This window comes from Streptomyces sp. NPDC055013 (genome assembly GCF_053608645.1).
In genome coordinates, this window is the sequence record NZ_JBSGVW010000001.1 from 408,729 (window position 1) to 431,798 (window position 23,070).

Here is a 23,070-nt window from a genome sequence, read left to right on the forward strand (position 1 = left end):
ACCCCGGAGACCCTCACCATGACTCACCCCCCGATAGCCCGGCTGCGCGCCCTGCGCTCGGTCGAGCTGCACACCCCGGAGTTCACGCAGGCCACCGACTTCTACGAGGAGGTGTGGGGGCTGGAGGTCGTCGAGGCCGAGCCCGGCACGAGCTGGCTGCGCGGCACCGGTGACGAGCACCACGCCCTGCAGCTCACCCGCGCCGACCGGATCGGCCTCGGCCGGCTCGCCTTCGCCGTGGCCACCGCCGCCGAGGTCGACGAAGCCGCACGGCGACTCGAAGCGCGCGGCATCACGCCGGTCAGCGGGCCGGGACGGCTCGACCAGGTCGGGGGCGGTTACGGCCTGCGCTTCCACGACATCGACGGACGGCTCATCGAACTCTCCGCCGACACCTGGGCCGTCACGGCCCGCGGACGCGACGCGGCCGTGCCGGTCGGCGTCACCCACGCCGTGCTCAACACGCCCGACATCGACGCCTCGGTCGCCTTCTACCGGGACGTCCTGGGCATGCGCGTCTCGGACTGGTCCGAGCACCAGATGGCGTTCCTGCGCTGCAACGCCGACCACCACAGCATCGCCTTCAACCAGGCGCCCTGGGTGTCGCTCAACCACGTGGCGTACGAGATGACGTCGGTCGACCACTTCATGCGCGGCCTCGGCCGGCTCCGGCACCACGGCGTCACCCCCGAGTGGGGGCCCGGGCGGCACGGGCCGGGCGACAACACCTTCTCCTACTTCACCGACCCGACCGGCCTCGTCTGCGAGTACACCTCCGAGGTCGCCCAGGTCGTCGAGGACGCCTGGATCTGCAAGGTGTGGCGGCGCACACCCGAACTCTCCGACGTCTGGGGCACGGCAGGCCCGCCCTCCCCGCAGATCCGCGCGCACATGGCGGGCACGCCGGACGGCAGCCCCGTCGTCCCGCCGGTCGACGTCGAAGCCGCCAAAGATGCCGAAGCCGCCGAAGGAGTCCCCGCATGAACAGCACCGCACCCGGCCGGTCCGCCACCCCCCGCCGAGTCGGCCTCATCGGCTGGGGCGCCATCGGCCGCGTCGTCGGCGGTGCCCTCGCCGCGGGCGGGATTCCGGGCGCCGAACTGGTCTGCGTGATCGACAACCGGCCGCTCGGCGACTCGGTTCCGGCACCGCAGCGCACCCTTGAACAGGCCCTGGAATCCTGCGACCTGATCGTCGAGGCCGCCGGACAGGGCGTCGTACGGGAGTGGGGCACGGCGATCCTCGCCACCGGCACGGACCTGCTCGTCGCCTCGACCGGGGCGCTCACGGACGAGCAGTTGGCGAAGGAACTCCTGAACGCCGGTCCGGGCCGGGTGTACTTCACCGGCGGCGCGGTCGGCGGCCTCGACCTGCTCCAGGCCGTACGCGCCATGGGCCCCCTCGACGAAGTACGGCTGACCACCACCAAGCTGCCGTCCACCCTCGAACAGCCGTGGATGGACGAGGAGTTGCTCGACCGGATGCGGTCGGCCACCGGGCCGGTCGAGGTGATGGCCGGCACCGCGCGGGACGTACCCGTGAAGTTCCCCAAGTCGACGAACGTGGCCGCGTCAGTGGCCCTCGCGACCGGAGACCTGGACGCGGTGATGGTGAGCGTCGTCGCCGATCCCGCCGCCGCGCACACCTCCCATGTGGTGGAGGCGAGCGGCACGCACGGCACCTACCGCTTCGAGGTACGGCACCTGCCCGACGCCGCCAACCCGGCGACCAGCCAGGTCGTCCCGTACGCGGTACTGCGTTCCCTCGCCGCGCTCGCCGGCCGGACGGGGCAGATCCTGTGACCGCCCCTGCGGCCCCGTACGCCCTGGCCGGGCTCCACCTGGAGGAGGCGGGGGACAGCGGCCCGCTGGTGCTGTGCCTGCACGGCATCGGCTCGTCCTCGGCCGCCTTCGCCCCGCAGTTCGCGGCGCTGAGCGGGTCGTACCGGATGGTCGCCTGGGACGCCCCCGGCTACGCCAAGTCGGCCGACCCGACCGGCCCGTTGACGATGGACGACTACGCCGACCTCGCGGCGGAGGTGATCCGCACTCGCGGCGGCGCCGCCCACGTCCTCGGCGTCTCCTGGGGCGGCGTGGTCGCGCTGCGGCTCGCGGTCCGGCACCCGGACCTGGTCGAGTCCCTGATGGCCGTCGCCTCGACGCCCGGCTCCGGCACAGATCCCGACAAGGCGGCCGCGATGCGGGAGCGCGCGGGTGAGCTCGCCCGGCTCGGCCCGGACGCCTTCGCCGCGGTCCGCGGTCCGCGGCTGCTGACCGCCGCAGCGCCCGCCGACCTCGTCGAGCGCGTCACCGCCACCATGGCGGCCGCCGTCCGACTGCCCGGCTACGGCCACGCCGCCGAGGCCATGGCCACCACCGACCTGCGCGGCGAACTGCACCGCGTCACCGCGCCCGCCCTCGTCCTGTGCGGCGACCAGGACCGGGTCACCGGTCCCGACGCCTCACAGGTCCTGGCCGGCGGTCTGCACAGGACCGCGTACGTGATCGTCAAGGACGCCGGTCACCTGGCCAACCAGGAGCAGCCCGAGCACGTCAACGCGTGGCTCGCCTCCCATCTGCACATCGCCACCCATCGACAGACCGTCACCCACCGCTAGGAAGGGCCGAATCCCATGCCTTTGACCACCACCGAGTACGACAACGGCGGCGACCTCACCAAGTACACCGACGCCCTGATCGCCACCAAGGACTCCCGTGAGCCCGACTGGGGCACCCTGTCCTTCCAGGAGAAGGCCGGTCCGCAGTACAAGCGCGCGCAGATCCGTTACGTCGGCTCCGGCGCCACCGGCAACCACGAGAGCGACAACCGGATCCTCCCCTCCGGCGGCTTCACCTTCTCCAACATGCTGCTGCCGCCCGGCGCCGAGGGCCCCGCCCACACCCACCACGACGTGGAGGAGGCGTTCTTCGTCCTGGAGGGACAGGTCCGCGTCGGCATCCACCGCGGCCCGGACGAGGTCGAGTACCGCACCCTCGGCTACCGCGACATGATCGTGGTGCCGGCCGGCGTCACCCGCTCCCTGAAGAACGAGGGCGACACCGACGCGCTCTTCTGCGTGATCATCGGCACGCAGAAGCCGCAGGTGCCGACCTACCCCGAGTACTCGCCGCTGTACGGCGTCACCCGTGACTGAGCAGAGCTCTGCGCGCACGGTCGTCGTGACCGGGGCGGGCCGTGGCCTGGGGGAGGCCATGGCCCGCCGGGCGGCGGCGGACGGATTCCGGGTCGTGGTCGCCGAGCTCGACCAGGAGTGGGGCGAGCGTACGGCCACGCGGATCCGACAGGAGGGCGGCGCGGCGGAGTTCGTACCGCTCGACGTCGCCGACCCGGAGTCGGTCGCCGCGCTCGCGGACCGGCTGGCCGCCAACGGCCCCGTCCACGGCCTGGTCAACAATGCGGCGCTCGCCAACGGCGTGGGCGGCAGGGAGTTCCAGGACATCGACGTCGAGACCTGGGACCGGCTGATGGCGGTCAACGCACGCGGACCCTGGCTCGTCGCCAAGCACCTGCTGCCGCTGATGACCCGGCCCGGCCGGATCGTCAACATCGCCTCGGACGCGGCCCTTCACGGCTCGCCGCGCCTCGCCCACTACATCGCCTCCAAGGGCGCGGTCATCTCCCTCACCCGGGCCATGGCCCGCGAACTGGGGGAGCGGGGCATCACCGTCAACGCGGTCGCCCCCGGCCTCACCGAGGTCGAGGCCACCGAGACGGTCCCGCCCGAGCGTCACGCGCTCTACGCCGAGCGCCGTGCCATCTCCAGACCGCAGCGGCCCGACGACCTGACCGGCCTCGTCTCCTTCCTCCTCGCCGAGGAATCCCGGTACCTCACCGGCCAGGTGATCGCCGTCAACGGCGGCTTCACCATGCACTGAACCACCCGATCTGCAAGGAGTACGTCATGGATCTCGGCCTCGCCGGCCGGACCGTCCTGGTCACCGGCGGCAGCTCGGGCGTCGGCCTGGCCACGGTCCGCGCCCTGCTCGACGAGGGCGCGCGCGTCGCCACCTGCGGGCGCGACGCCGAACGGCTCGACAAGGCCGCCGCCTGGCTCGGCGCGGGCCCCGACCGGCTGTTCACCGGAGCGTGCGACGTCCGCGACGCGGGTGCCGTACGGCACTTCACGGAGGAGGCCGCCGAGCACTTCGGCGACGGACTCGACGGTCTGGTCAACAACGCGGGCCAGTCCCGTATGAAGCGCCTCGACGAGACGACCGCCGAGGACTGGCGCGACGAACTGGAGCTGAAGTTCGCCGGTGTGCTCAACCCGCTGTCCGCCGCGCGGAGTTACCTGCGCGCCTCGGACACGGCCGCCGTCGTCAACGTCAACGCGGTCCTCGCCAAGCAGCCCGAGACCCGCCTGATCACCACCAGCGCCGCACGTGCCGGCATCCTCAACCTCTCCAAATCCCTTTCCGTCGAACTCGCCGGCGACGGCATCCGGGTCAACTCCGTCTGCCTCGGCCTGATCGACACCGGCCAGTGGACCCGCCGCCACGCAGCCACGGACAGCGGCCGGACGTACGAGGAGTGGCAGGCCGAACTCGCCGCCGACCGCGGGGTCGCCCTCGGACGCCTCGGGCGCGCCGAGGAGGTCGCCTACGCGATCGTCGCGCTGCTCTCCCCGCGCGCCTCGTACATCACCGGAACCAGCATCGACGTCTGCGGCGGAGTCAGCCGCGGCATCCTGTGAGGACTCTTCCCATGCAGTACGACAACGGGGGCGAACTCCTCGTAGCCCACCTGAAATCCCTCGGCATCGACACCGTCTTCGGCGTCGTGTCGGTACACAACCTGCCGCTCGTGGAGGCCGTCGACCGGCACCTGCGCTTCGTGCCGGTCCGGCACGAGGCGACCGCCGTCAACGCGGCCGACGGCTACGGACGGGCGCGCGGCTCGATCGGCTGCGCCCTCACCTCGACCGGCACGGGCGCGGGGAACGCCGCCGGCTCGCTGATCGAGGCACTGGCGTCCGGGACGGCCGTCCTGCACGTCACCGGACAGGTCGAGTCGGCATACCTGGGCAGCGGGCGGGGCTTCATCCACGAGACCAAGGACCAACTCGGCATGCTGAGCGCGGTGTCGGCGTACGCGGCCACCGTCACCTCCGCTCGTGATGCCGGGCGCGTCCTGCGCGAGGCGACGTCGGTGGCACTCGCGGTGCCCGGAGGCCCCGCCAGCGTGGAGTGGCCGATCGACCTGCAGTACGCGGCGCAGGAGGACCCCGAAGAGGCGGTGCCCGGCGCCTCGGCTTCCTTCGCGGATGCCGCCGAACTCGCCGCCGCGCAGGCGCTGTTGAGCGTCTCTCGACGCCCGCTGATCTGGGCCGGTGGCGGTGCGTGCCGTGCCCGGCCGGAACTCCTCGCGCTGCTGGAGGCGACCGGCGCCGGACTGCTCACGTCCAACTCCGGGCGTGGCTCCGTTCCCGAGGACCACCCCCTCGTGATCGGCAACTTCGCCACCACACCCGCCGCCCGCGCCCTGCTCGCCGACGCCGACGTCCTCGTCACCGTCGGCACCCACTTCCGGTCCAACGAGACCGCCGACTACGGCCTGAAGCTTCCCGACGCGCACATTCAGATCGACGTGGACGCGGACGCCCTCGGCCGGGTCTACCCGGCACGCCATGCCCTGCACGGCGACGCGGCCGGCGTCCTGCCCACCCTGACCGGGGCCGCCGTCCGTGCCGACACCGACTGGACGGCCCGTGTCACCGCTGTCCGCGAGGAGGTCCGAGCCGCCCTGCACGAGGGCATCGGACCCCAGGCCGCGATCTGCGACGCACTCGCCGCCGCCCTGCCGCGCGGCACGGTGGTCGCCCGCGACGTCACCATCCCGTCGTCCTCCTGGGGCAACCGGCTTCTGCCGATCCACGACCCCCGCGCCAACGTCTTCCCGCGCGGCGGCGGCATCGGACAGGGCCTCGGCATGGGCATCGGCGCCGCGCTCGCCCGCCCCGACGAGCCGACCGTGGTGATCGCCGGCGACGGCGGTCTCGCCGTGCACTTCGGCGAACTCCTCACCGTCGCACAGGAACGGCCCCGCCTGACACTGATCGTCTTCAACGACGGCGGGTACGGGGTGCTGCGCAACATGCAGGACAAGTACGCCGAACGCCGCTCCGGCGTGGACCTGTTCACGCCCGACTTCGGCCCGCTCGCCGCCGCCTGCGCACTGCCGTACGCCCGCATCGCCGCCCCGGCGGACGCCGTGCCGGTCCTTGAGGCCGCCCTCGCCGCCGACGGCCCGACCCTCGTCGAGGTCGACCTCGCCGCGCTCGGCCCGATGAAGAACCCGTTCACCCCGCCCGTCAAGATCCCCACCGCGTAGGGAGGCCACCGTCATGACCAACACTGCCGACGAGCACGAACTCGACCTCCTCGTACGCCGGATGACCTGGGAGGCGGACGGCGTGCTCTCCGTCGAACTGACCCGGCCGGACGGCAAGCCGCTGCCCGCCTGGACCCCGGGCGCCCATCTGGACCTGCACATCGGCGGGTTCGTCCGCCAGTACAGCCTCTGCGGCGACCCCGCCGACTCGACGACGTACCGCCTCGGCATCCTCAACGAGCCCTCATCGCGGGGCGGTTCGCGGCACGTACACACCAAGCTCCGCCCCGGGCAGAGCGTCCGTGCGGTCGGCCCGCGCAACCACTTCGCGCTGGAGCCCGCCTCCTCGTACGTCCTCCTCGCCGGCGGCATCGGCATCACCCCGATCCTGGCCATGGCCCGCCAGGCGGACCGCGACGGCATCCCGTACCGCCTGGTCCACGGGGGCCGGTCCCGGGCCTCGATGGCCTTCGGCGCCGAGCTGTCCGCCCTCACCGGCGACGTGACCCTCGTACCGCAGGACGAGCGTGGCCACCCCGACCTGGCGGCCGTCCTCCGTGACCTGCCGGCCGACGCGCTGGTCTACTGCTGCGGGCCGGAACCTCTGCTCAACGCCGTCGAAGCGGCTTGCCCCGCCGGGCAGTTGAGGGTGGAGCGGTTCGCCGCCCCCGTCGTCGAGCGCACCGGTGACGACACCGCCTTCGAGGTCGAGTGCCGAACGTCGGGCGTGACCCTGACCGTCGACGCCACCACCTCCGTCCTGGAGGCCGCCGAGAACGCCGGGCTGAACGTCAACTCCTCCTGCCGGGACGGCGTCTGCGGCTCGTGCGAGACCCGCGTGCTCGCCGGCACCCCCGACCACCGCGACTTCCTGCTCAGCGAGGCCGAACGCGCCACCGGCAAGACGATGATGCTCTGCGTCTCCCGGTGCGCCTCCGACCGCCTCGTCCTGGACCTGTGACCCGTACGGAGACCCTGATGACCACCGAAGCCACCCCCTGGCCCTACCTCGCCCCGCACCAGACCCGCGACCACGAGCCCACCCCCTACGAGCAGAAGCTCGCCCGGACGCTGGAGGAGATCTTCACCCACGACGGCCACGAACTGGCCGACGTCGTCGCCGGGCTGAACGCCCGGCAGGTCCGCACCCCGTCCGGGGAGCCCTGGACCGAGGAGACCTTCCGTACCGAGATGCACCGCCTGGGAGCCTGACATGCCACTTTCCGTATCCGACACCGCGGACCACGTCTACGCCCACGGTCTGCGCAACCAGTGGCACCCGGTCGTCCCCTCCCACTTCGTCGCGCCCGGCGGTCTGCGCAAGGTCACCGCCCTCGGCGAGAACTGGCTGCTGTTCCGCAAGGCCGACGGCACCCTGTCGATGCTCGCCGACCGCTGTCCGCACCGCGGCGCGCCGCTCTCCCTCGGCAAACACCTGGGCGACCGGGTGGCGTGCTGGTACCACGGCGTCGAGGTGGACGGCTCGGGCACGGTCACCTCCGTACCCGGCCTGCCCGGCTGCAACCTGGAGGGCAAGACACTCGTCACGTCCCTGCCGGTGCGCGAGGTCGGCGGCGCGATCCTCGCCTACTTCGGCGACGAGGAGCACCCGGAGCCGGCGGACCTGACCCTTCCCGAACCGCTCACCGACCCCGCCGTTTCCGCTTTCCTGTGCTACGCCGAGTGGAACGTGCCGTGGCGCTACGCCATGGAGAACCTCCTCGACCCGATGCACGGCGCCTTCCTGCACCACGAGTCGCACACCATGTACGACGGCGACACCCAGGCGAAGTTCCGCATCCGGGAGACCGAGCGCGGCTACTTCTTCGAGAAGACCGACCAGCGGGGCGTCAACTTCGACTGGGTGGAGCTGTGCCGGACCGGCATCGACTGGGTGGACCTGTCCATTCCGTACCCGCCGTCGGCCGGACCGGGCGGCGCCTTCGGCATCGTCGGCATGGCCTGCCCGGTGGACGCCGAACGCACCGGGGTCTTCTTCTGGCGCTACCGCAGGGTCGACGGCTGGCAGCGCGACAGCTGGCGGTTCCTCTACAAGACGCTCATCGAGGAACGCCACTGGCAGGTCCTGGAACAGGACCGCGTCATGCTGGAGGCCATGCCCGCCGACGCCGACCAGTACGAGAACCTGTACCAGCACGACCTCGGCGTGGTCCGCCTGCGGCGCCTCTACCAGGCCCGGGCGGCGCAGCAGTCCGCGTCGGCGCAGCGGTCCGGGACGGTCGCGGCGGGTCCGGCCGCGTGACGCCCCGGGCGGGGGCGCGGCCCGCTGCTCAGCCGGCCGCGTCCTCCCCCGCCGTGTCGGATTCGACGATCGAGAGTTCCAGCCCGGACAGCAGCCGGGCGAGTTGACGGCGCTCGGTGAGGGAGAGCCCGCTGAGCATCCGCCGCTCGTTGTCCAGGTGCTCGGCGAACACCTCGTCCACCTTCTTCAACCCGGCGTCGGTGAGCCGCGAGTAGACCACGCGGCGGTCCACCGCGTCGCGCTCGCGCACCAGGAGCCCGTCGTTCTCCAGCCGGTCCAGACGCAGCGTCACTCCCGCCGAGGAGATCAGGCCGGAGGCGGCCAGCTGGCCCGCGGTGAGCCGGTAGGGGGCACCGGACCGGCGCAGCGCCGTGAGCACGTCGAAACCGGCGACCGACAGGCCGTGCTTCTCGATCTGCGCGGTCAGCCGCGACTGGTACTGCAGGTAGGCACGGTGCAGCCGGGCGAGCACCTCCAGCGGCGAGGTGTCCAGCCCCGGTCGCTCGCGCGCCCAGTCCTCCACGATCCGCGCCACGGCATCCGGCCGCTTCGCCCTGCGCTGAGCCATGTCGTCCCTTCGCGGATTCCTGTCGGGAAACGCGGGCTCCGTGGCCCTGCGCAACCTCGGAGAAATCTTAGCCCTGAAGCAACACGGAGCGACATCCACGGTCCGGCCAGCAGGCCACCGTCTCGCAGTCACCGGCCGGCACGGCGTGCACCAGCAGGACTCAGCATGCTCATCGAATTCGGGTCTCCCGTACAACCCTTCGACCGTGGCGAACGTCTCCTGTGGAGGACCAGTGTTCCCCCACAGTTCACCCGTCCGTCACTGTCGTTCGAATCAGAGGACCTCATGCCCCACACCGTCCCCGGACTCCGCGTGTTCCGCCAGACCGCCGGCGCCATGGGCGCCGTCGCCCTGATGGCGCTGGGCGCCACACCCGCCGCCGCCGAAGACCCCGCCCCCGGACTGGTGCTGGAGGAGATGACCCCGTACGAAGGGGTGAAGCCGGGCAGCACGCTCAAGGTGCCCGCCCGCTTCACATACACGGGCTCCGAAGCCCTCGACAAGGTGTGGGTGCGGTACACGGTCAGCCACGGGATGAGCGTGGGGGACGTGCCCTCCAACTGCCGTTCCTGGCAGACCTGGGGCTACGACGAGGTTCCCACCGGCGCCACAGCGCTCTGCGCGTTCGACCAGACGGTGAAGCCCGGCGTGGTGTACGCACCTCAGGGCGGTCTACGGGTCGACGCCCTGGACCGAGCGCTCTACGAGAGGCTCAGCGTCGTGGTCACCGACTACGACAATGTTCCGGGGGACGAGGCCAGTTCGGGTCCCGTGCAGGGCACCGGCCCCGCCCTGAAGCTGGCTGAGCAGCCCGACGCCCCCACCACGGAACCCGGCTCCGCGGTGGGCGAGGACGCGAACATGCAGCAGGTGGCGGTGACCGCGGCGAACACCGCCGACTTCCAGGTGACGGGTGCCTCGCTGAAGGGACGCGTCGGACAGACAGTGGATCTGAAGGTCGGGTTCACCAACGCCGGGCCTGCCTGGGTGAACGAGGACAAGGGCGGCATCCCGTCGACCAAGGTCCTGGTCAAGATGCCCCCCGGCACGACGGTGACGAAGAAGGGCAGCTGCACGAAGGTCGCCTCCGGGACCTACGAGTGCGGTTTCCGTCAGGTCTGGCTCGACGAGGGCGAAAGCACGTCCTACCCCTTCAAGCTGAGGATCGACAAAGCCGTCGCGGGTGCCAAGGGTGCCGTGACCCTGCCGGACGAGTCCCGGCCGTTCGACCCGGACAAGGCCAATGACAAGGCTGCCATCACGCTCGACGTGACCGGCGCCGGAGGGACCGGCGGTGGCTCGTCCTCCGGCGGCGGCTCCTCGTCCACCGGAGGCAGTGGCTCCACCGGCGGTTCCGGCGCCACGAGTGGTTCCGGCGCCACGAGTGGATCCGGCACCGACGGGGGCTCCTCCGCGACCGGTGGGTCGGCGACCGGTTCCACCGACGCCGGGGTCTCCGGCGACCTCGCCAGCACCGGCTCCGGCTCGGTCCTGCCCATCGCGGGCGCCGCTGCGGCAGCCGTGGGCATCGGAGCGGGCGCCTTCCTGCTGGTGCGCCGACACCGTACGGCACGCGGATAGCGCTCCGGCACGCGGGCCGGGCTCAGGGAAGCTCGGCCCGCGCGGGAGACTCGTCGAGGAAACCTCCCGACTGGTGCTGCCACAGCTTGGCGTAGGCACCGTCCAGGGTGAGCAGTTCGTCGTGGGACCCCTGCTCGACGATCTGTCCGCGATCCAGGACGACGAGCCGGTCCATACCTGCGACCGTACTGAGCCGGTGCGCCACCACGAGCGCGGTCCGCCCGTCCATGAGCCGCCACAGCGCCTCCTGGACGAGGATCTCGCTCTCGGAGTCCAGAGCGCTGGTCGCCTCGTCGAGCAGCAGGATCGGTGCGTCGCGCAGGATCGCCCGGGCGAGGGCGACCCGCTGGCGCTGGCCGCCGGACAGCTTGATGCCACGCTCGCCCACCATGGTGTCGAAGCCGTACGGCAGCGCGTCGGCGAACTCCGTGACGTGCGCCGCCTGCGCCGCGCGGCGGATCTCGGTGTCGGTGGCGTCCGGCCGGGCGAAGGCGATGTTGTCCCGCAGCGTGCGGTGGAACATCGCCGGGTCCTGCGGCACATAGGCCATCAGGCCGCGCAGGTCCGCCTGGCGGAGCATGGTGATGTCCTGACCGCCGATCAGGATCTGCCCGGCGTCGATGTCCGTCATCCGTAACAGCAGCCGGGTCAGTGTGGTCTTGCCGCCGCCCGACCGGCCCACGAGGCCGATCCTCGCCCCGGCGGGCACGGCCAGTTCGAGTCCCTCGAAGAGGGGCCGGCCACCGGCGTGGGCGAAGGTGACCTTCTCGAAGCGGACGTCGGCGGGCGCGGGCAGCAGCGGCTCCGGTGACGGCGGATCGAGCACGGTCGGCGGCGTCAGGAGCAGTTCGGTGAACTGCGCGGCCTCCGTCATCGAGCTCTCCAGCCGACGGTAGATCTGATTGAAGTCGAACATGATCCGCGTCGCGTTGTTGTAGTAGGTGAAGGCCACCACGATCGCCTCCACACCGTGCGCGCCCCCGGCCAGCGTGACCGCGAGCAGCAGCCCCAGCGCGTTGGTCAGCACCGACATCGGCGCGACCAGCGTGTCGATGCGCAGATTGCCGTAGTCCCACGCCCGCAACGTCAGCCGACGTGACACCGCGACCCGGGAGCGGTGCTCGGCGGCCTCGCGCTCCTCGGCGCCGAACGCGCGCACCGTGTCCATGTTCATCAGGCTGTCGGCGACGTGCCCCGACACCCGGGCGATCGCTTCCTCCCGCTGGTCGACGAGGGCCTGACGGCGCCGGATGAGGGGCACCACACACACCCCCGTCAGCGCGATCATCGTCAACAGCCCGACGACGAGCAGCGGTTCGTAGCGCCACAGCACCACCGCGCCGAACACCAGCGGCACGAAGCTGCCCACGATCTGGAACGTCAGCGTGTCGACGAACTGCTCGAAACGCGAGGCGAAGCTCAGTACGCGCTTGGTCAGCGACCCTGCGAAGTTGTCGTGGAAGAACGCGGCGTCCTTCGCGAACAGCTCGTCCATCCCGATCACATACAGATGTTCGATGCCGAGGGCGTCCAGCCGGTTCAGGCAGTGCAGCGCGGCCCGCCACAACGCCTCGGCCAGCAGCAGCACACCGACGAAGCCGAGGACGTACGGCAGCGTCGAGCCGACCGTGACGTCCCCGCCCCCGGCGATGTCGCCGATGAGCTTGGCCACGATCAGCGGCGCGACGTAGTTGATGCCGATGTTGCCCAGCGCCGACAGCACCATCGCGGGGGCCGTCAGCAGGCGAAGCCGGGCCAACTCCCGTCCGTAGTAACGAAGTGCGAGAAGTGCCGAGCGCTTGCCCGGCTGAACCTTGTGCGATTCAGGAGTTCCCATTTCGACCGTAGTGTCCCGTGGCGGCGACCGCGAAGTCCAAGCGTTTTCCGGTCGGTGGGGGGCTCATTGGGGGCGTTCGGGGACCCGCGCCGGAGCGTGCGGTCGCACACGAAACACGACTTTCCCGTACCACAAGTAACATGATCAACTTTGTCCTCAGGTGGACCTCGCAGTCACCGCGACACCCGCTCCGCCACCAACCCCCCTTCCGTCGTCAACTCCGAGGACCTCGATGTCGTCTCAGACCGATGCCCTGCAGCAGGCACGTGCCGACTACGACCACCACATGCGGACCTGCCGGCAGTGCTACGCCGACTCGATACCGTGCGCAGTCGCCAAACACCTGCTGCGCCTGTACAACAACACCCGTAGAAGCAGCGCCCAGCCGGGCGCGAGAGGCCGCTGACCCCGTCACCCATGGAGGACCGCGTGCGACGCCTGCCCCGCTCCCTGTCCGGCTGGACCATGGCGGTGTTCGGCGTCCTCGCCGCCGTCATGGGTGCGGTGGGGCTCGTCGCCCCGGACGCCCTGCTCGCCGTCATGGGCTTCGCCCCCGACGCGGGCTCCCGGCGTGCGGAAGGAGACCACACTCTGGTCTTTCTGACCGCTTCCTCGATGGCGGCGCTCAACATGGGCGTCTACTACGTCCTGGCCGCGCTCTCCGACTGGAAGGCGTTCTTCCGCTGGACGGTCCCCTTCCGCCTGCTGACCTGCACGGTGTTCACGCTGGCGGTGGTCAGTGGCCGTGCTCCCGCCGGTTTCCTGGGCGTGGGCCTGTGGGAGGGGATCGGCGCGGTGGTCACGGGCGCGGCCCTGCGCCTCGAGAGCCGGCGCGCCGAGGGGCTCCGGCCAGGTTGAGGCCCACGTCAGCTGAGCACCGTCTCCCAGGTGTCGACGGCGTAGTGAACGGCCATGCCGTGCCGGGCGTACAGCGCGGGCGCCCCCGTGGGGTTGGCGGTGTCCACGCCCAGCCCCACCGTGTCACGCCCTCGCGCCGCGAACGCGGCGAACGCGTGCCGCAGCAGCAGACCGCCGAGACCGGAGCCGCGTGCCTCGTTCAGCACGCCGATGCTCCGGATCCAGCCCATCGCCTCACGGTCGTCGCGGGCGATGAGGAATCCGGCGTCCCCCGACTCGTCGGTGCCGACGATCCACACCAGGGACCAGTCGAGCACATCGGCGTCGACGTCGTGCAGCCACTGGTCGTAGCTCCGCGGCTGGAAGTCGAAGTGCTCGGCGAAGCTCGACTGGTACAGCGCGTGGACACGCGCACGGTCCGCCTCCTCGGCGCACGGCCGCAGGCGTATGCCGTTCGGGAGTTCCGGTACGAGGTCCGCGGCGCCGTCCACGGGCCGCTGCAGCACGTGATAGCGCCGTACGACGTGCCAGCCCCGTCGCTCGATCAGTTCCGTGTCGAGCGTGGGAACGGTGTTGAGGTGCAGATGCACCACCGCCCTGGCCGCACCGTTCTCGCGGGCCTTCTCCAGGGCTCGGGCCTGCAGCGCGTCCAGGATCAGTTCGCCCGCCCGCTGGTGGTCGGGCAGCACGTAGTGGTCGACGTCGACGCGCTCACCGGCCGACTCGTCCCACAACAGGCCGTACGCCACCAGCCGGTCGCCGTCGAAGGCCAGCCACGAATCGCGGTCCAGCGCGACCTCGGGGTGCTTCAGGTCGGCCTCGACGGTGTGCAGGTCGGTCTCGGGCCGGCCGATCTCGATGCGGTCGACTTCGTTGAGGAGTTCGGTGATGGCCGGCGCGTCGGTCAGGCCGGCCGGACGAAGGGCGTAGGGCATGGGCCAAGGGTCGGGGGAGGGGAGGGCGGCCGCAACGGATTTTCGGTGACCGGGAGAGGGCACCCCCGGCCTCGACCCGTGCTCGGAACTCCAGGGAAACACGAGGCCACACGGATCCTGAGACTTCTCGGGCACCGTCCTCCACGCAACCGAGGGCGCCGCGAGCTCGTCTTTGGGATCATGGTCACCACAAGTATCGCCGGCACCCTGACGGCGTCGTTGCGCCAGCTGCTCGATTTCGCCTGGATACAGACACGGTCCTGCGCCTTCGCCATCGCCCTGATGTCCGGCGTGGCCGCCTCCGCCCTGCTGCCCGGCCTTCCCGTGGCCCGCTACGACCTGCTCGTCGTCTACGGGGTGCTGCTGACGCTGCTGTTCTGGCTGCGGGGCTGGGAGAATGCGCGGGACGTCGCGGTCATCGCGGTCTGCCACGTCATCGGCCTGGCCTTCGAGTTGGTGAAGGTGTCCCTCGGCTCGTGGAGCTATCCGGAGCCCGCCGTACTGAAATTCGCGGGCGTCCCGCTGTACGGAGGCTTCCTCTACGCCGCTGTCGGCAGCTACGTCTGCCGTGCCTGGCACCTGTTCGACCTGGAGCTGGTCCGGTACCGCCCGCGGGCGACGGCCGTGGTCGCCGCGGCCATCTACGTCAACTTCTTCAGCCACCACTGGCTCCCCGACGTCCGCTGGCTCCTCGCCGCACTGCTCCTGGCCGTGACCGCGGGCACCTCGGTCTGCTACACGGTGCGCACCACCCGCCGCCGGATGCCCCTGGCGCTGTCCTTCGTCCTGATCGGCTTCTTCCTGTGGGTCGCGGAGAACCTCGCCACCTACGTGGGCGCCTGGCGCTACCCCTACCAACTCGACGGCTGGCAGCCCGTGGGAGTGGAGAAGTTCGGTGCCTGGGCCCTGCTGATCAGCGTGACGTTCGTCCTCGCGGCAGTGACCCGGTCGCACCGCCGACGTGCATCAGCTTGCGAGTGAAGCGATGCATGTGGGGGTCCATGGAGTCGAGCGGCTCGGCGAGCACCTGCTCGGGAGTCAGCCACCGTACCGCCGTGAACTCCTCCTCGTCGTAGGAGGTGAGGGTTCGCGCGTCCGCGGTGATGACGTACCAGAGCGAGACGTCGGTGTGTTCCCCCTGACCACGGGTTCGGGTGACGGTGAGGAAGAGGGGGTGCTCGCCGGTGATGTCCGAGGCCAGTGCCGGGATGCCCAGCTCCTCCCGGCACTCGCGTTCAACCGCCGCCCACGGGTCCTCACCCGGCTCCACATGCCCGCCCGGGGGCAGCCACAGGCCGGCTTTGCGGTGCGCGACCAGCAGCAGTTCGCCGCACTCGGCGTCCAGCACGACGAAGTAGCTCACGAGGTGAGTGTCCGGGACATCAGGCTTACGCGTCCGGTAGACCGGTGCGCCGCCGGCGAGCCACTCACCGGCCAGGCGCAGGTGGTCCCGCTCAAGGTCGTCCCAGGGCTCGATGCCGTCGACCAGGTCGACCAACCGGGCCCGAAGGCGCCCGTCGGAGGAAGCGGGGAGACTGCGCGAGGACACCATGCGCGCATTCTGGCATCCCGCACGCGACCGGAGCCGAGCACGGCGGGGGCTTGCTCCAGCCCCCGCCGCTCACCGCCGACCGCTCGTCGTCACTCGCCCTTCGGCCCGGCCTGCTGCACGACCTCGAAGGACCACAGCGTGGACCCGCTGGCCGCCGGCTTCGGGCGCTCGGCGCCTTCCTGGCCGCCGCCCTGGTGGGCCGACTTCATGGGGCCCTCCATCCAGGCCTGGAAGGACCCCTCGTCGCGCCAGCGCGTGTACACGAGGTAGGTGTCGGTGCCCTCGACCGGCCGGAGCAGCTCGAACCACTCGAACCCGTCCGAGTTCTCCACGGCGTGGGCACGGGAGGCGAAGCGCTTCTCCAGCGTCTCGCGCTGCTCGGCGGGCACGGTCAGTACGTTGATCTTGACTACGCTCATGGTCCTCATCCTGCCGCACGGCCGCCTGCGGACGCGCGGCGGCTCGTGCTTCACAGGTGTGGCACCACGAATCAGCTCCGGCGCATCAGCTCAGGCGCGTCAGGCCGTGTGCAGGGTCAGCCCGTACCGGCCGAGTATCTCGTTCACCGGCTGGAACCAGGTCTCCCCGCCGCCGGAGCAGTTGCCCCAGCCGCCCGACGTGACCCCTTGGGCCTGGTCACCGCTGATGAAGGAGCCCCCGGAGTCGCCGCCCTCGGCGCAGACGCTGGTCTTCGTCATCTGGTGCACCGCGCCCTGGCTGTAGTTGACGGTCTCGTTCTTGGCCAGCACGGCGCCGCAGTGCCAGCGCGTCGTGGAGCCGGAGCGGCATATGGACGACCCGACGGGCGCCTCGGCCGAGCCGCGCACGAGCCGGTCCGGGACCGTACCCCAGCCGAGGACCACCGGCACGGTCCACCAGCCGCTGCCGACGCTCACCCAGGCGTAGTCGTTGCCCGGGAACGAGGAGCCCTGGAACGTTCCGATGTGGCTGCCGTCCCAGCCCCGGACACCCGCTCCCTGCCCACCGCAGTGCCCGGCCGTGACGAAGCCGCCATGCACCGAGAAGCCTATGGAGCAGCGGACGTTGCCGGTGTAGTAGGGATCGCCGCCGACCGTTCCCGCCGCGAACGTCTGCGGGGCCGCGGCGACGGTCTCGACGGTGACGGGTCCGGCCGCGAGGGCGCGGGAGACGAAGCCGCGGACATCGTTGTCCGACCGTTTGTCGCGGACGACGTTCACGACGACCGTGTTGGCCGCCGGATCGACGTGCCAACTGCTCACGCCGGAGGGTGTGGGGAGACGGTCGATGCGTGCCTTGGCCGCGTCGAGATCGCGCGCGCTGTGCGTGACGGTGCGCACCGTCACGCCGGTGGCGCGGACCTTCCGCAGGGTCGCGGGCGCTGCGTCCGACGTGACGGCCACGGCGAGCCGCTCGCTCTTCGCGTCGAACCACGAGCCGCCGTAGGCGGACCCGGCGGCTTTGCGTGCCATCGGTGCGACGTCCATGGCGGTGCGTTCCGCGGCCAGGCGCGCCTCGGCCCGCTCCTTCGACAGGCCGAGGTCGCGCTGCATCGCCTGCAGCAGTCCGGGGGAGGCCGGTTCGGCGTCCGCCACGGTGGCGGAGTCGTCCGCCGTGGCCTGCGCGGTTCCGCCCGCGGTCCAGCTGCCGAGGACCAGGAGCGCTGCGAGGCCGGCGTACGTGAGTCTGATGCGTCTCAAGGGAGTTGCCCTTCGTCGTTCCAACAAGGTGGGGTGGAACAACCGCAATCTGAGAGCGCTCTCATTCCGGGTCGGGCAGAGCTTAGCCCTGACGACGCATCAGGTCCATACCAGCGACGGGGGCGAGTGGAGGGCGGGCGGCCCGGAACTCAGCCGAGATTTCCGGTCCGCGCGTCCTGCCACAGGTCGACGCCGCCGTCGGTGGCGTACTTGTCGATCTCGGCCAGTTCCTCGTCGCCGAAGTCGAGGTTCTCCAGCGCGGCCACGTTCTGTTCCAGCTGCTCGGTGCGCGAGGCGCCGATGACCAGCGAGGTCACACGGGGGTCGCGCAGGGCCCAGGCGAGCGCCATCTGGGCGAGGCTCTGGCCGCGGCGGGCCGCGATGTCGTTGAGCGCGCGCAGCCTGCCCAGCATGTCCTGCGACAGCCACGTCTCGTCGAACGACTTGCCCTGCGTGGCGCGCGAGTCGGCGGGGACGCCGTCGAGGTAGCGCCCGGTCAGCAGTCCCTGGGCGAGCGCGGTGAAGCCGATGACGCCGAAGCCCTCCTGCCCGGCGGCCTCCAGCAGGCCCTCGTTCTCGATCCAGCGGTTGAGCATGCTGTACGACGGCTGGTGGATGAGCAGCGGGGTGCCCAGCTCCCGGAGGATGGCGGCCGCCTGCCGGGAGCGCTCGGCGTCGTAGGAGGAGATGCCGACGTACAGGGCCTTGCCCTGGCGGACGGCCGTGTCGAGCGCCCCCATCGTCTCCTCCAGCGGCGTGCTCGCGTCGAGCCGGTGGGAGTAGAAGATGTCGACGTAGTCCAGGCCCGTCCGCCGCAGGGACTGGTCGAGCGAGGCGAGCACGTACTTGCGCGAGCCGCCGCCCTGGCCGTACGGACCGGGCCACATGTCCCAGCCGGCCTTGGTGGAGACCACGAGCTCGTCCCGGTACGGCGCCAGGTCCTGCTTCATCAGCCGGCCGAAGTTGATCTCCGCGGCGCCGTAGGGCGGGCCGTAGTTGTTGGCGAGGTCGTGGTGCGTGATGCCGAGGTCGAAGGCTCGCAGGGCGATCTCGCGCTGGGCCTCGAAGGGCCGGTCGTCACCGAAGTTGTGCCAGTACCCCAGCGACAGCACGGGAAGGTCGAGTCCTGAGCGTCCGGTGCGCCGGTATCGCATGGTGCCGTCGTAGCGCTCGGGATCCGCGACGTGGTTCATCGAGTGTTCTCCGCAGGGGTGCAGTCGGGGTGGTTCGGTCCAGGTGAGGACGTGTTCACTGTGCTCCTGCCTGATTCTGACGTCCAACGCATCCTTTTCATCGGATTCAGCGATGCCGTTTCTGAATGACGTGGCAGCCTCACGTGCGCGCCCGGCCCACGGTCGTCGTCGGCACGTTGTAGCCCTCCAGCCGAACGGCCGGCCTGCCGGAGGTGAGGGAAGTGGCCGGCCAGGACAGCCTGACCGCGCGGGACTCGCCGGGGAGCAGCCAGAGGTAGTTGTCGCCGTACAGCGTGGGCAGGACCCGGTGTCCGGACTCGGCGTCGAGCAGCGAGACGCGCACCATCGCCGCGACCGTCGTGCCGCGGTTGCGCAGGCGGACGGTGAGGCCTTGGCGGTCGCCCGAGCGGTCCGCATCGATGATCTCCACCGAGACCCTGGTCCGGCCGACCTGGTTCAGGGCGCCCATGTCGGCGGCCTCGCGGTACCGCCAGTAGGTGTTCTCGGCCAGCAGTTCCCCGCGCGTGTCCACCAGGCGCAGCCGCAGCAGATGGAGGCCGGGCAGGTCGTCCGGCCGGTCCTCGGTGAACGCCGGCGCGGTCGACGAGGCGGCGACGTCCACGGTCGCGCGCTGCACGGCGCCGAGGCGACGGCCGGAGAGGTCGTAGCGGCGCGCGGAGAGCGTCGCGCCCGAGATGCGGCGCGGAGTGTGGTTGACCGCGATCACCTCCCCGCTCACCGGATCGGCCTGCACATGCACGGCCTCGCTCGCCTTGCGCACGCCGTAGTAGGCACCGTTGACGTCGAAGTCGTAGTCGTACGTCTGCCACACCGTGCTGTACCAGGCGGGATGGGACATCCACAGCATCAGCCCGCTCGCGTCGTCCCACAGCCGGGCGTTCCACGCCTCGAACATGGCCCGGAAGTTCTCGTAGTTGACGAACTGCGCCTTGCGGCAGAAGTCGTCGAGGTCCTTCGCCTCGCCGAGCCTGGTCTCGATGGCCGCCCGGTAGTTCTGCGGTGCCTGATTCCCGCGGGTGCTCCAGTCGTGGTGGTACCAGGCGCCCTTGACCGGCCACTCCGGCTCGTCGCCCATGAGCCGGCGCATGGTCTGCGCCGTCGGCAGTACCGGCATGCCGATCTCGGTGTGGAAGCCGAAACCGCCGCTGCCGTAGGTGGTCGCGGCAAAGTAGCGCTGCGGTTCGACCCAGCCGTAGGGGCCGCCGCCGGAGACGATGCCGCCGGCGGAGTTGTTCTGGTACAGCAGATCGGGCGCCTCGGCGCGGACCGCGGCGCGCATGCCGTCGTCGACAGGCCCGGGAGGGTTGCCCTCGTTGGCGCCGCACCACACGACGATGCTGGGGTGGCTGCGGTAGCGGCGCACGGTGTCCTGCGCCAGGCTCAGGAAGGCCTCGTGGTCCGGCGGGTCCATGGCCCAGGCGTTGGGGAAGTCGTTCCATACCAGCAGGCCGTGTTCGTCGCAACTGGCATAGAACTCCTCGCGGTTGCTGCTCCCCAGCCAGTTCCGGATCATGGTGAAGTTCATGTCCCGGTGCATGCGCACGGCCGCGTCCATCCGCTCGGCGGGCATACGCCGCAGCAGCTCGTCCCAGCCCCAGTTCCCGCCCCGGCAGAACACCCGGACACCGTTGACGCTGATCTTGAGCGGCACGGTGGAGTTGTCGACGGACTTCACGTCCGTCCAGTCCTCGCCGTCGTCGGAGACCTGGACGGTGTACGTCTTCGCGTACGCCTGCTCCCACAGGATGACCACGCGGTCGAACGACACCCTCGCGCCGAGGTCGACCTGGATCGACTGCTCGTCCTCGTACGCCGATGACCACCGCGTGTGGGCATCACCGTCCACGGCGTTGGCGGCCGCACTCCCGGAGCCCTCCTCCGAGGACGCGGTGGCCGTCCTGCGCAGCGCCAGGTCGGTGCCGGGGGAGGAGCTGTCCACGACCGACAGGCTCCACATCGACGCGCCCCAGCTCGTCGCCCGGCTGTGGCACAGCACCCGGACGTGGCGCGCGGTCCGCGCCTCGAACTCCACGTTCTGAAGCGCGGCCGGGCCCCCGGTGCGGAAGGGGAGCGGAGCGGCGGTGTTGTCGACGGCCGAGGCCTCCCGCCAGTTCTCGCCGTCGTCGGAGACCTGGACGGTGTACGTCTTCGCGTACGCCTGCTCCCACGTGACGACCACGCGGTCGAACGACACCGCCGCGCCGAGGTCGACCTCGATCCACTGCTCGTCCTCGAACTCCGAGGACCAGCGCGTCTTCGGATCGCCGTCCGTGACGTTGCCGGGCCGGTTGGCGGGGTCGTCGACGGAGGACGACGTGGCCGGCCTGTGCAGGGCCAGGTCGGTGCCGGGTGACGTGCTGTCGACGACCGACAGGTTCCACATCGACGAGCCCCACTCGGTGGCCCGGGTATGGCACAGGATCCGCACGTGACGGGCCTTCTGCCGGGCGAGGCCGACGGTCTGCGCGTAGGCGTCGCCGCCCGACTGGAAGGTGAGCGGGACGTCGTACTCGTAGCCGAACTGGCGGATGCCGAACCGGGTCGTGCGCCGGTCGCTGACCTCGCCCGCGACCGAGGCGGTGAGCGTCAGCCGGTGCAGGGCGGGCTCGCCGTAGCCATTGGGCCACCACAACTTCGGCTTGCGGATGCGCAGTTGCGGGTGATCGGCCGGGCTGAAGGTGACGTCGGCCGTCTCGCCCGCGGGAACCGTGACGGTCCGGGTCAGCCGTACGTCGTCGAAGGCGGCGGAGACGGTGACGCTCCGGGCGACGGGGTCCGCGTTGCGCACCGGCACCACGACGGTCAGCTCGGCTGCGGTGTCGGGCAGCTCGGGCAGCCGGGTGTCCACGCGCGGGTCGCCGATGACGGCCGCGCCCGTCGAGCGGAGCCGGACGTGGTTCCAGATGCCGGCGGCCCGGTCGCGGACCGCCGGCATCCAGTCCCAGCCCGAAGCGGCCAGATACGTCGGCGAGTTGCGGTTCATCATGTTCGCCCCGGCGTCCACGAACGCCAGACCGGCCGGGCCCTTGTCGCCGGGGCTGCCCGGATACGGCATCGGCTTGATCCGCACCGCCAGGGCGTGATCACCGCCGTCGGTCAGCAACTTCGTGACGTCGAAGGCGGCGCGCGCGAAGGGGAACGTGACGGTGCCGACGCGGCTGCCGTCGAGCCAGACCTCGGCCTCGTGGTTGACGCCGTCGAACTCCAGCCAGATGCGGCGCCCGGTGCCGGTGCGCAGTTGCTTGGGCAGGCGGAACTCACGTCTGTACCACCAGGCGTGGCGGGAGAGGGCCTCCGGCACGCGTAGGTTGTTGAGCCCCGTGACCGGGTCGGGCAGGTGTCCCTGGTCCACGAGGGAGGACAGCACGGTGCCGGGCACGGTGGCCGGCAGCCAGCGGCTGGTGTCCACCGACGACTCGGACAGGTCGGTGCCCTCCCCGCCGGCCCAGTCGTCCATCGTCAGGTCCCAGCCGGACTCCAGCGGTACGGTGCCGTCCGCGGCGACCTTCAGCGCCGGCGGCGTGCGGTGCCGGACGCCCCAGTCCGTCCAGCCGGTGACATCCGGGCGACGTTCACCGCAAGTGCCGTACACCTGGAGGCCGTTGAGGCCCAGAGGGTTGGCGTTGGAGCGCTTGTGGACGGTCATGCGCAGCCACCGCGCGCTGACGGGCCGTGGCAGTGCGAGCTCCACGACGCCGCCCCGCCCGGATTCGGTGCGGTACACGGACGTCCACGACTGCCGGTCGCGCGAGGTCTCGATCACGAAGCCGACCGCGCAGCTGGACAGGATCTCCTGCCCCGTGGTGTTGTCCCGCGGATTGCCCCCGGGTGCGTCGACGTACGGCGGATCGTCCACGGTCGCCTCGAAGGTGAGCCGCAGCGACTCCACCTCGCACAGCGCCTGGAGGTCGACGCAGATCCACTGCGGGTCACCGCCCGCGGCACGCCAGCCCGTCCCGCGCACCCCTGTGCCGTCGAGGCCGTCCACCGCGAACTCGGCCGGCGTGGGGGCGTAGTCCGTGGAGGAGACCGACACCGGCCGGTAGGCGGCGAGTTCGCCGCGGGTGGGAGCCTGGCGCGGGTGGCCGGTTCCGGCCGCGGCGGCGCCGGGCGGCAGGCTCATGCCGATCGCGAAGCCCGCGAGAAGGGTGGACCCGGCGGTGAGTACGGCACGGCGGGACGGCGCAGAAGGCTGATCCGGCATGGGGCGAGGGCTCCGATCAGGGATGTCC

General features: G+C 71.2%; 22 protein-coding genes. 14 read left to right on the forward strand and 8 right to left on the reverse strand.

Translation table 11 applies throughout. The annotated features are described in order from the left end of the window. Nucleotides 1-18: 18 nt before the first annotated feature. From ACWGDB_RS01730 to ACWGDB_RS01775, 10 genes are read left to right on the forward strand one after another with little or no spacing between them, the layout of a single operon-like run. Nucleotides 19-984 (forward strand): VOC family protein, encoded by a 966-nt coding sequence (locus ACWGDB_RS01730; RefSeq protein ID WP_453820551.1) that lies wholly within the window; start codon nt 19-21, stop codon nt 982-984. Then, nucleotides 981-1,802: an aspartate dehydrogenase domain-containing protein gene (locus tag ACWGDB_RS01735; RefSeq protein ID WP_453820552.1), complete on the forward strand. Its 822-nt coding sequence runs from the start codon at nt 981-983 to the stop codon at nt 1,800-1,802. The genes ACWGDB_RS01730 and ACWGDB_RS01735 overlap by 4 nt, the downstream gene beginning before the upstream one ends. Beyond that, the gene (locus ACWGDB_RS01740) at nt 1,799-2,617 is read left to right on the forward strand and encodes an alpha/beta fold hydrolase (RefSeq protein ID WP_453820553.1); all 819 of its coding nucleotides are present in this window, start codon (nt 1,799-1,801) and stop codon (nt 2,615-2,617) included. Before ACWGDB_RS01735 ends, ACWGDB_RS01740 begins: the two co-directional genes overlap by 4 nt. 15 nt (nt 2,618-2,632) lie before the next feature. Then, a complete protein-coding gene (locus ACWGDB_RS01745) occupies nt 2,633-3,154 on the forward strand; it encodes a cupin domain-containing protein (protein ID WP_453820554.1) in 522 nt (173 codons plus the stop codon). Continuing rightward, a complete protein-coding gene (locus ACWGDB_RS01750) occupies nt 3,147-3,896 on the forward strand; it encodes an SDR family oxidoreductase (RefSeq protein ID WP_453820555.1) in 750 nt (249 codons plus the stop codon). Before ACWGDB_RS01745 ends, ACWGDB_RS01750 begins: the two co-directional genes overlap by 8 nt. Before the next feature lie 26 nt (nt 3,897-3,922). Further along, nucleotides 3,923-4,714 (forward strand): SDR family oxidoreductase, encoded by a 792-nt coding sequence (locus tag ACWGDB_RS01755; RefSeq protein ID WP_453820556.1) that lies wholly within the window; start codon nt 3,923-3,925, stop codon nt 4,712-4,714. 11 nt (nt 4,715-4,725) lie between these two features. Further along, nucleotides 4,726-6,351, forward strand: coding sequence for a thiamine pyrophosphate-binding protein (locus tag ACWGDB_RS01760; protein ID WP_453820557.1), 1,626 nt, complete (start codon nt 4,726-4,728; stop codon nt 6,349-6,351). Nucleotides 6,352-6,364: 13 nt separating this feature from the next. After that, a complete protein-coding gene (locus ACWGDB_RS01765; RefSeq protein WP_453820558.1) occupies nt 6,365-7,312 on the forward strand; it encodes a PDR/VanB family oxidoreductase in 948 nt (315 codons plus the stop codon). Nucleotides 7,313-7,329: 17 nt separating this feature from the next. Continuing rightward, nucleotides 7,330-7,563 carry a recombinase-like helix-turn-helix domain-containing protein gene (locus ACWGDB_RS01770; RefSeq protein ID WP_453820559.1) on the forward strand — a complete coding sequence of 78 codons (234 nt, stop codon included), beginning with the start codon at nt 7,330-7,332 and terminating at the stop codon, nt 7,561-7,563. Between the two features lies 1 nt (nt 7,564). Then, entirely contained in the window at nt 7,565-8,614 is a 1,050-nt protein-coding gene (locus ACWGDB_RS01775; RefSeq protein WP_453820560.1) for a Rieske 2Fe-2S domain-containing protein, read from the forward strand. Nucleotides 8,615-8,642: 28 nt separating this feature from the next. On the opposite strand, the gene ACWGDB_RS01780 is transcribed toward ACWGDB_RS01775, so the two are convergent. Then, nucleotides 8,643-9,182, reverse strand: coding sequence for a MarR family winged helix-turn-helix transcriptional regulator (locus ACWGDB_RS01780; RefSeq protein ID WP_453820561.1), 540 nt, complete (start codon nt 9,180-9,182; stop codon nt 8,643-8,645). A 285-nt stretch (nt 9,183-9,467) separates the two neighbouring features. Here ACWGDB_RS01780 and ACWGDB_RS01785 point away from each other — a divergent pair, with 285 nt between their 5' ends. Continuing rightward, a complete protein-coding gene (locus tag ACWGDB_RS01785) occupies nt 9,468-10,763 on the forward strand; it encodes a hypothetical protein (RefSeq protein WP_453820562.1) in 1,296 nt (431 codons plus the stop codon). A gap of 22 nt (nt 10,764-10,785) precedes the next feature. Here the strand turns inward: ACWGDB_RS01785 and ACWGDB_RS01790 are convergent, their stop codons facing one another. Next, complete coding sequence (locus ACWGDB_RS01790; protein ID WP_453820563.1) at nt 10,786-12,600, reverse strand: ABC transporter ATP-binding protein; 1,815 nt, start codon at nt 12,598-12,600, stop codon at nt 10,786-10,788. Between the two features lie 232 nt (nt 12,601-12,832). Here ACWGDB_RS01790 and ACWGDB_RS01795 point away from each other — a divergent pair, with 232 nt between their 5' ends. Next, on the forward strand, nt 12,833-13,006 hold the full coding sequence (locus ACWGDB_RS01795) for a hypothetical protein (RefSeq protein WP_453820564.1): 174 nt from the start codon (nt 12,833-12,835) through the stop codon (nt 13,004-13,006). Between the two features lie 59 nt (nt 13,007-13,065). Continuing rightward, on the forward strand, nt 13,066-13,458 hold the full coding sequence (locus ACWGDB_RS01800) for a hypothetical protein (RefSeq protein WP_453820748.1): 393 nt from the start codon (nt 13,066-13,068) through the stop codon (nt 13,456-13,458). 8 nt (nt 13,459-13,466) lie between these two features. Here the strand turns inward: ACWGDB_RS01800 and ACWGDB_RS01805 are convergent, their stop codons facing one another. Then, nucleotides 13,467-14,393: a GNAT family N-acetyltransferase gene (locus tag ACWGDB_RS01805; protein ID WP_453820565.1), complete on the reverse strand. Its 927-nt coding sequence runs from the start codon at nt 14,391-14,393 to the stop codon at nt 13,467-13,469. A 180-nt stretch (nt 14,394-14,573) separates the two neighbouring features. On the opposite strand from ACWGDB_RS01805, the gene ACWGDB_RS01810 reads away from it, so the two are divergent. After that, nucleotides 14,574-15,374: a DUF817 domain-containing protein gene (locus tag ACWGDB_RS01810; RefSeq protein ID WP_453820566.1), complete on the forward strand. Its 801-nt coding sequence runs from the start codon at nt 14,574-14,576 to the stop codon at nt 15,372-15,374. Here ACWGDB_RS01810 and ACWGDB_RS01815 read toward each other — a convergent pair. The 5 genes from ACWGDB_RS01815 to ACWGDB_RS01835 form a co-directional block, all read right to left on the reverse strand. Further along, entirely contained in the window at nt 15,307-15,945 is a 639-nt protein-coding gene (locus ACWGDB_RS01815) for an NUDIX hydrolase (RefSeq protein ID WP_453820567.1), read from the reverse strand. The genes ACWGDB_RS01810 and ACWGDB_RS01815 overlap by 68 nt on opposite strands. 89 nt (nt 15,946-16,034) lie before the next feature. Then, nucleotides 16,035-16,364 (reverse strand): antibiotic biosynthesis monooxygenase family protein, encoded by a 330-nt coding sequence (locus ACWGDB_RS01820; RefSeq protein ID WP_453820568.1) that lies wholly within the window; start codon nt 16,362-16,364, stop codon nt 16,035-16,037. 99 nt (nt 16,365-16,463) lie between these two features. Beyond that, the gene (locus ACWGDB_RS01825) at nt 16,464-17,624 is read right to left on the reverse strand and encodes a S1 family peptidase (protein ID WP_453820569.1); all 1,161 of its coding nucleotides are present in this window, start codon (nt 17,622-17,624) and stop codon (nt 16,464-16,466) included. Nucleotides 17,625-17,773: 149 nt separating this feature from the next. After that, the gene (gene mgrA, locus ACWGDB_RS01830; protein WP_453820570.1) at nt 17,774-18,817 is read right to left on the reverse strand and encodes an L-glyceraldehyde 3-phosphate reductase; all 1,044 of its coding nucleotides are present in this window, start codon (nt 18,815-18,817) and stop codon (nt 17,774-17,776) included. Nucleotides 18,818-18,956: 139 nt separating this feature from the next. Then, complete coding sequence (locus ACWGDB_RS01835; RefSeq protein WP_453820571.1) at nt 18,957-23,042, reverse strand: discoidin domain-containing protein; 4,086 nt, start codon at nt 23,040-23,042, stop codon at nt 18,957-18,959. Nucleotides 23,043-23,070: the final 28 nt, after the last annotated feature.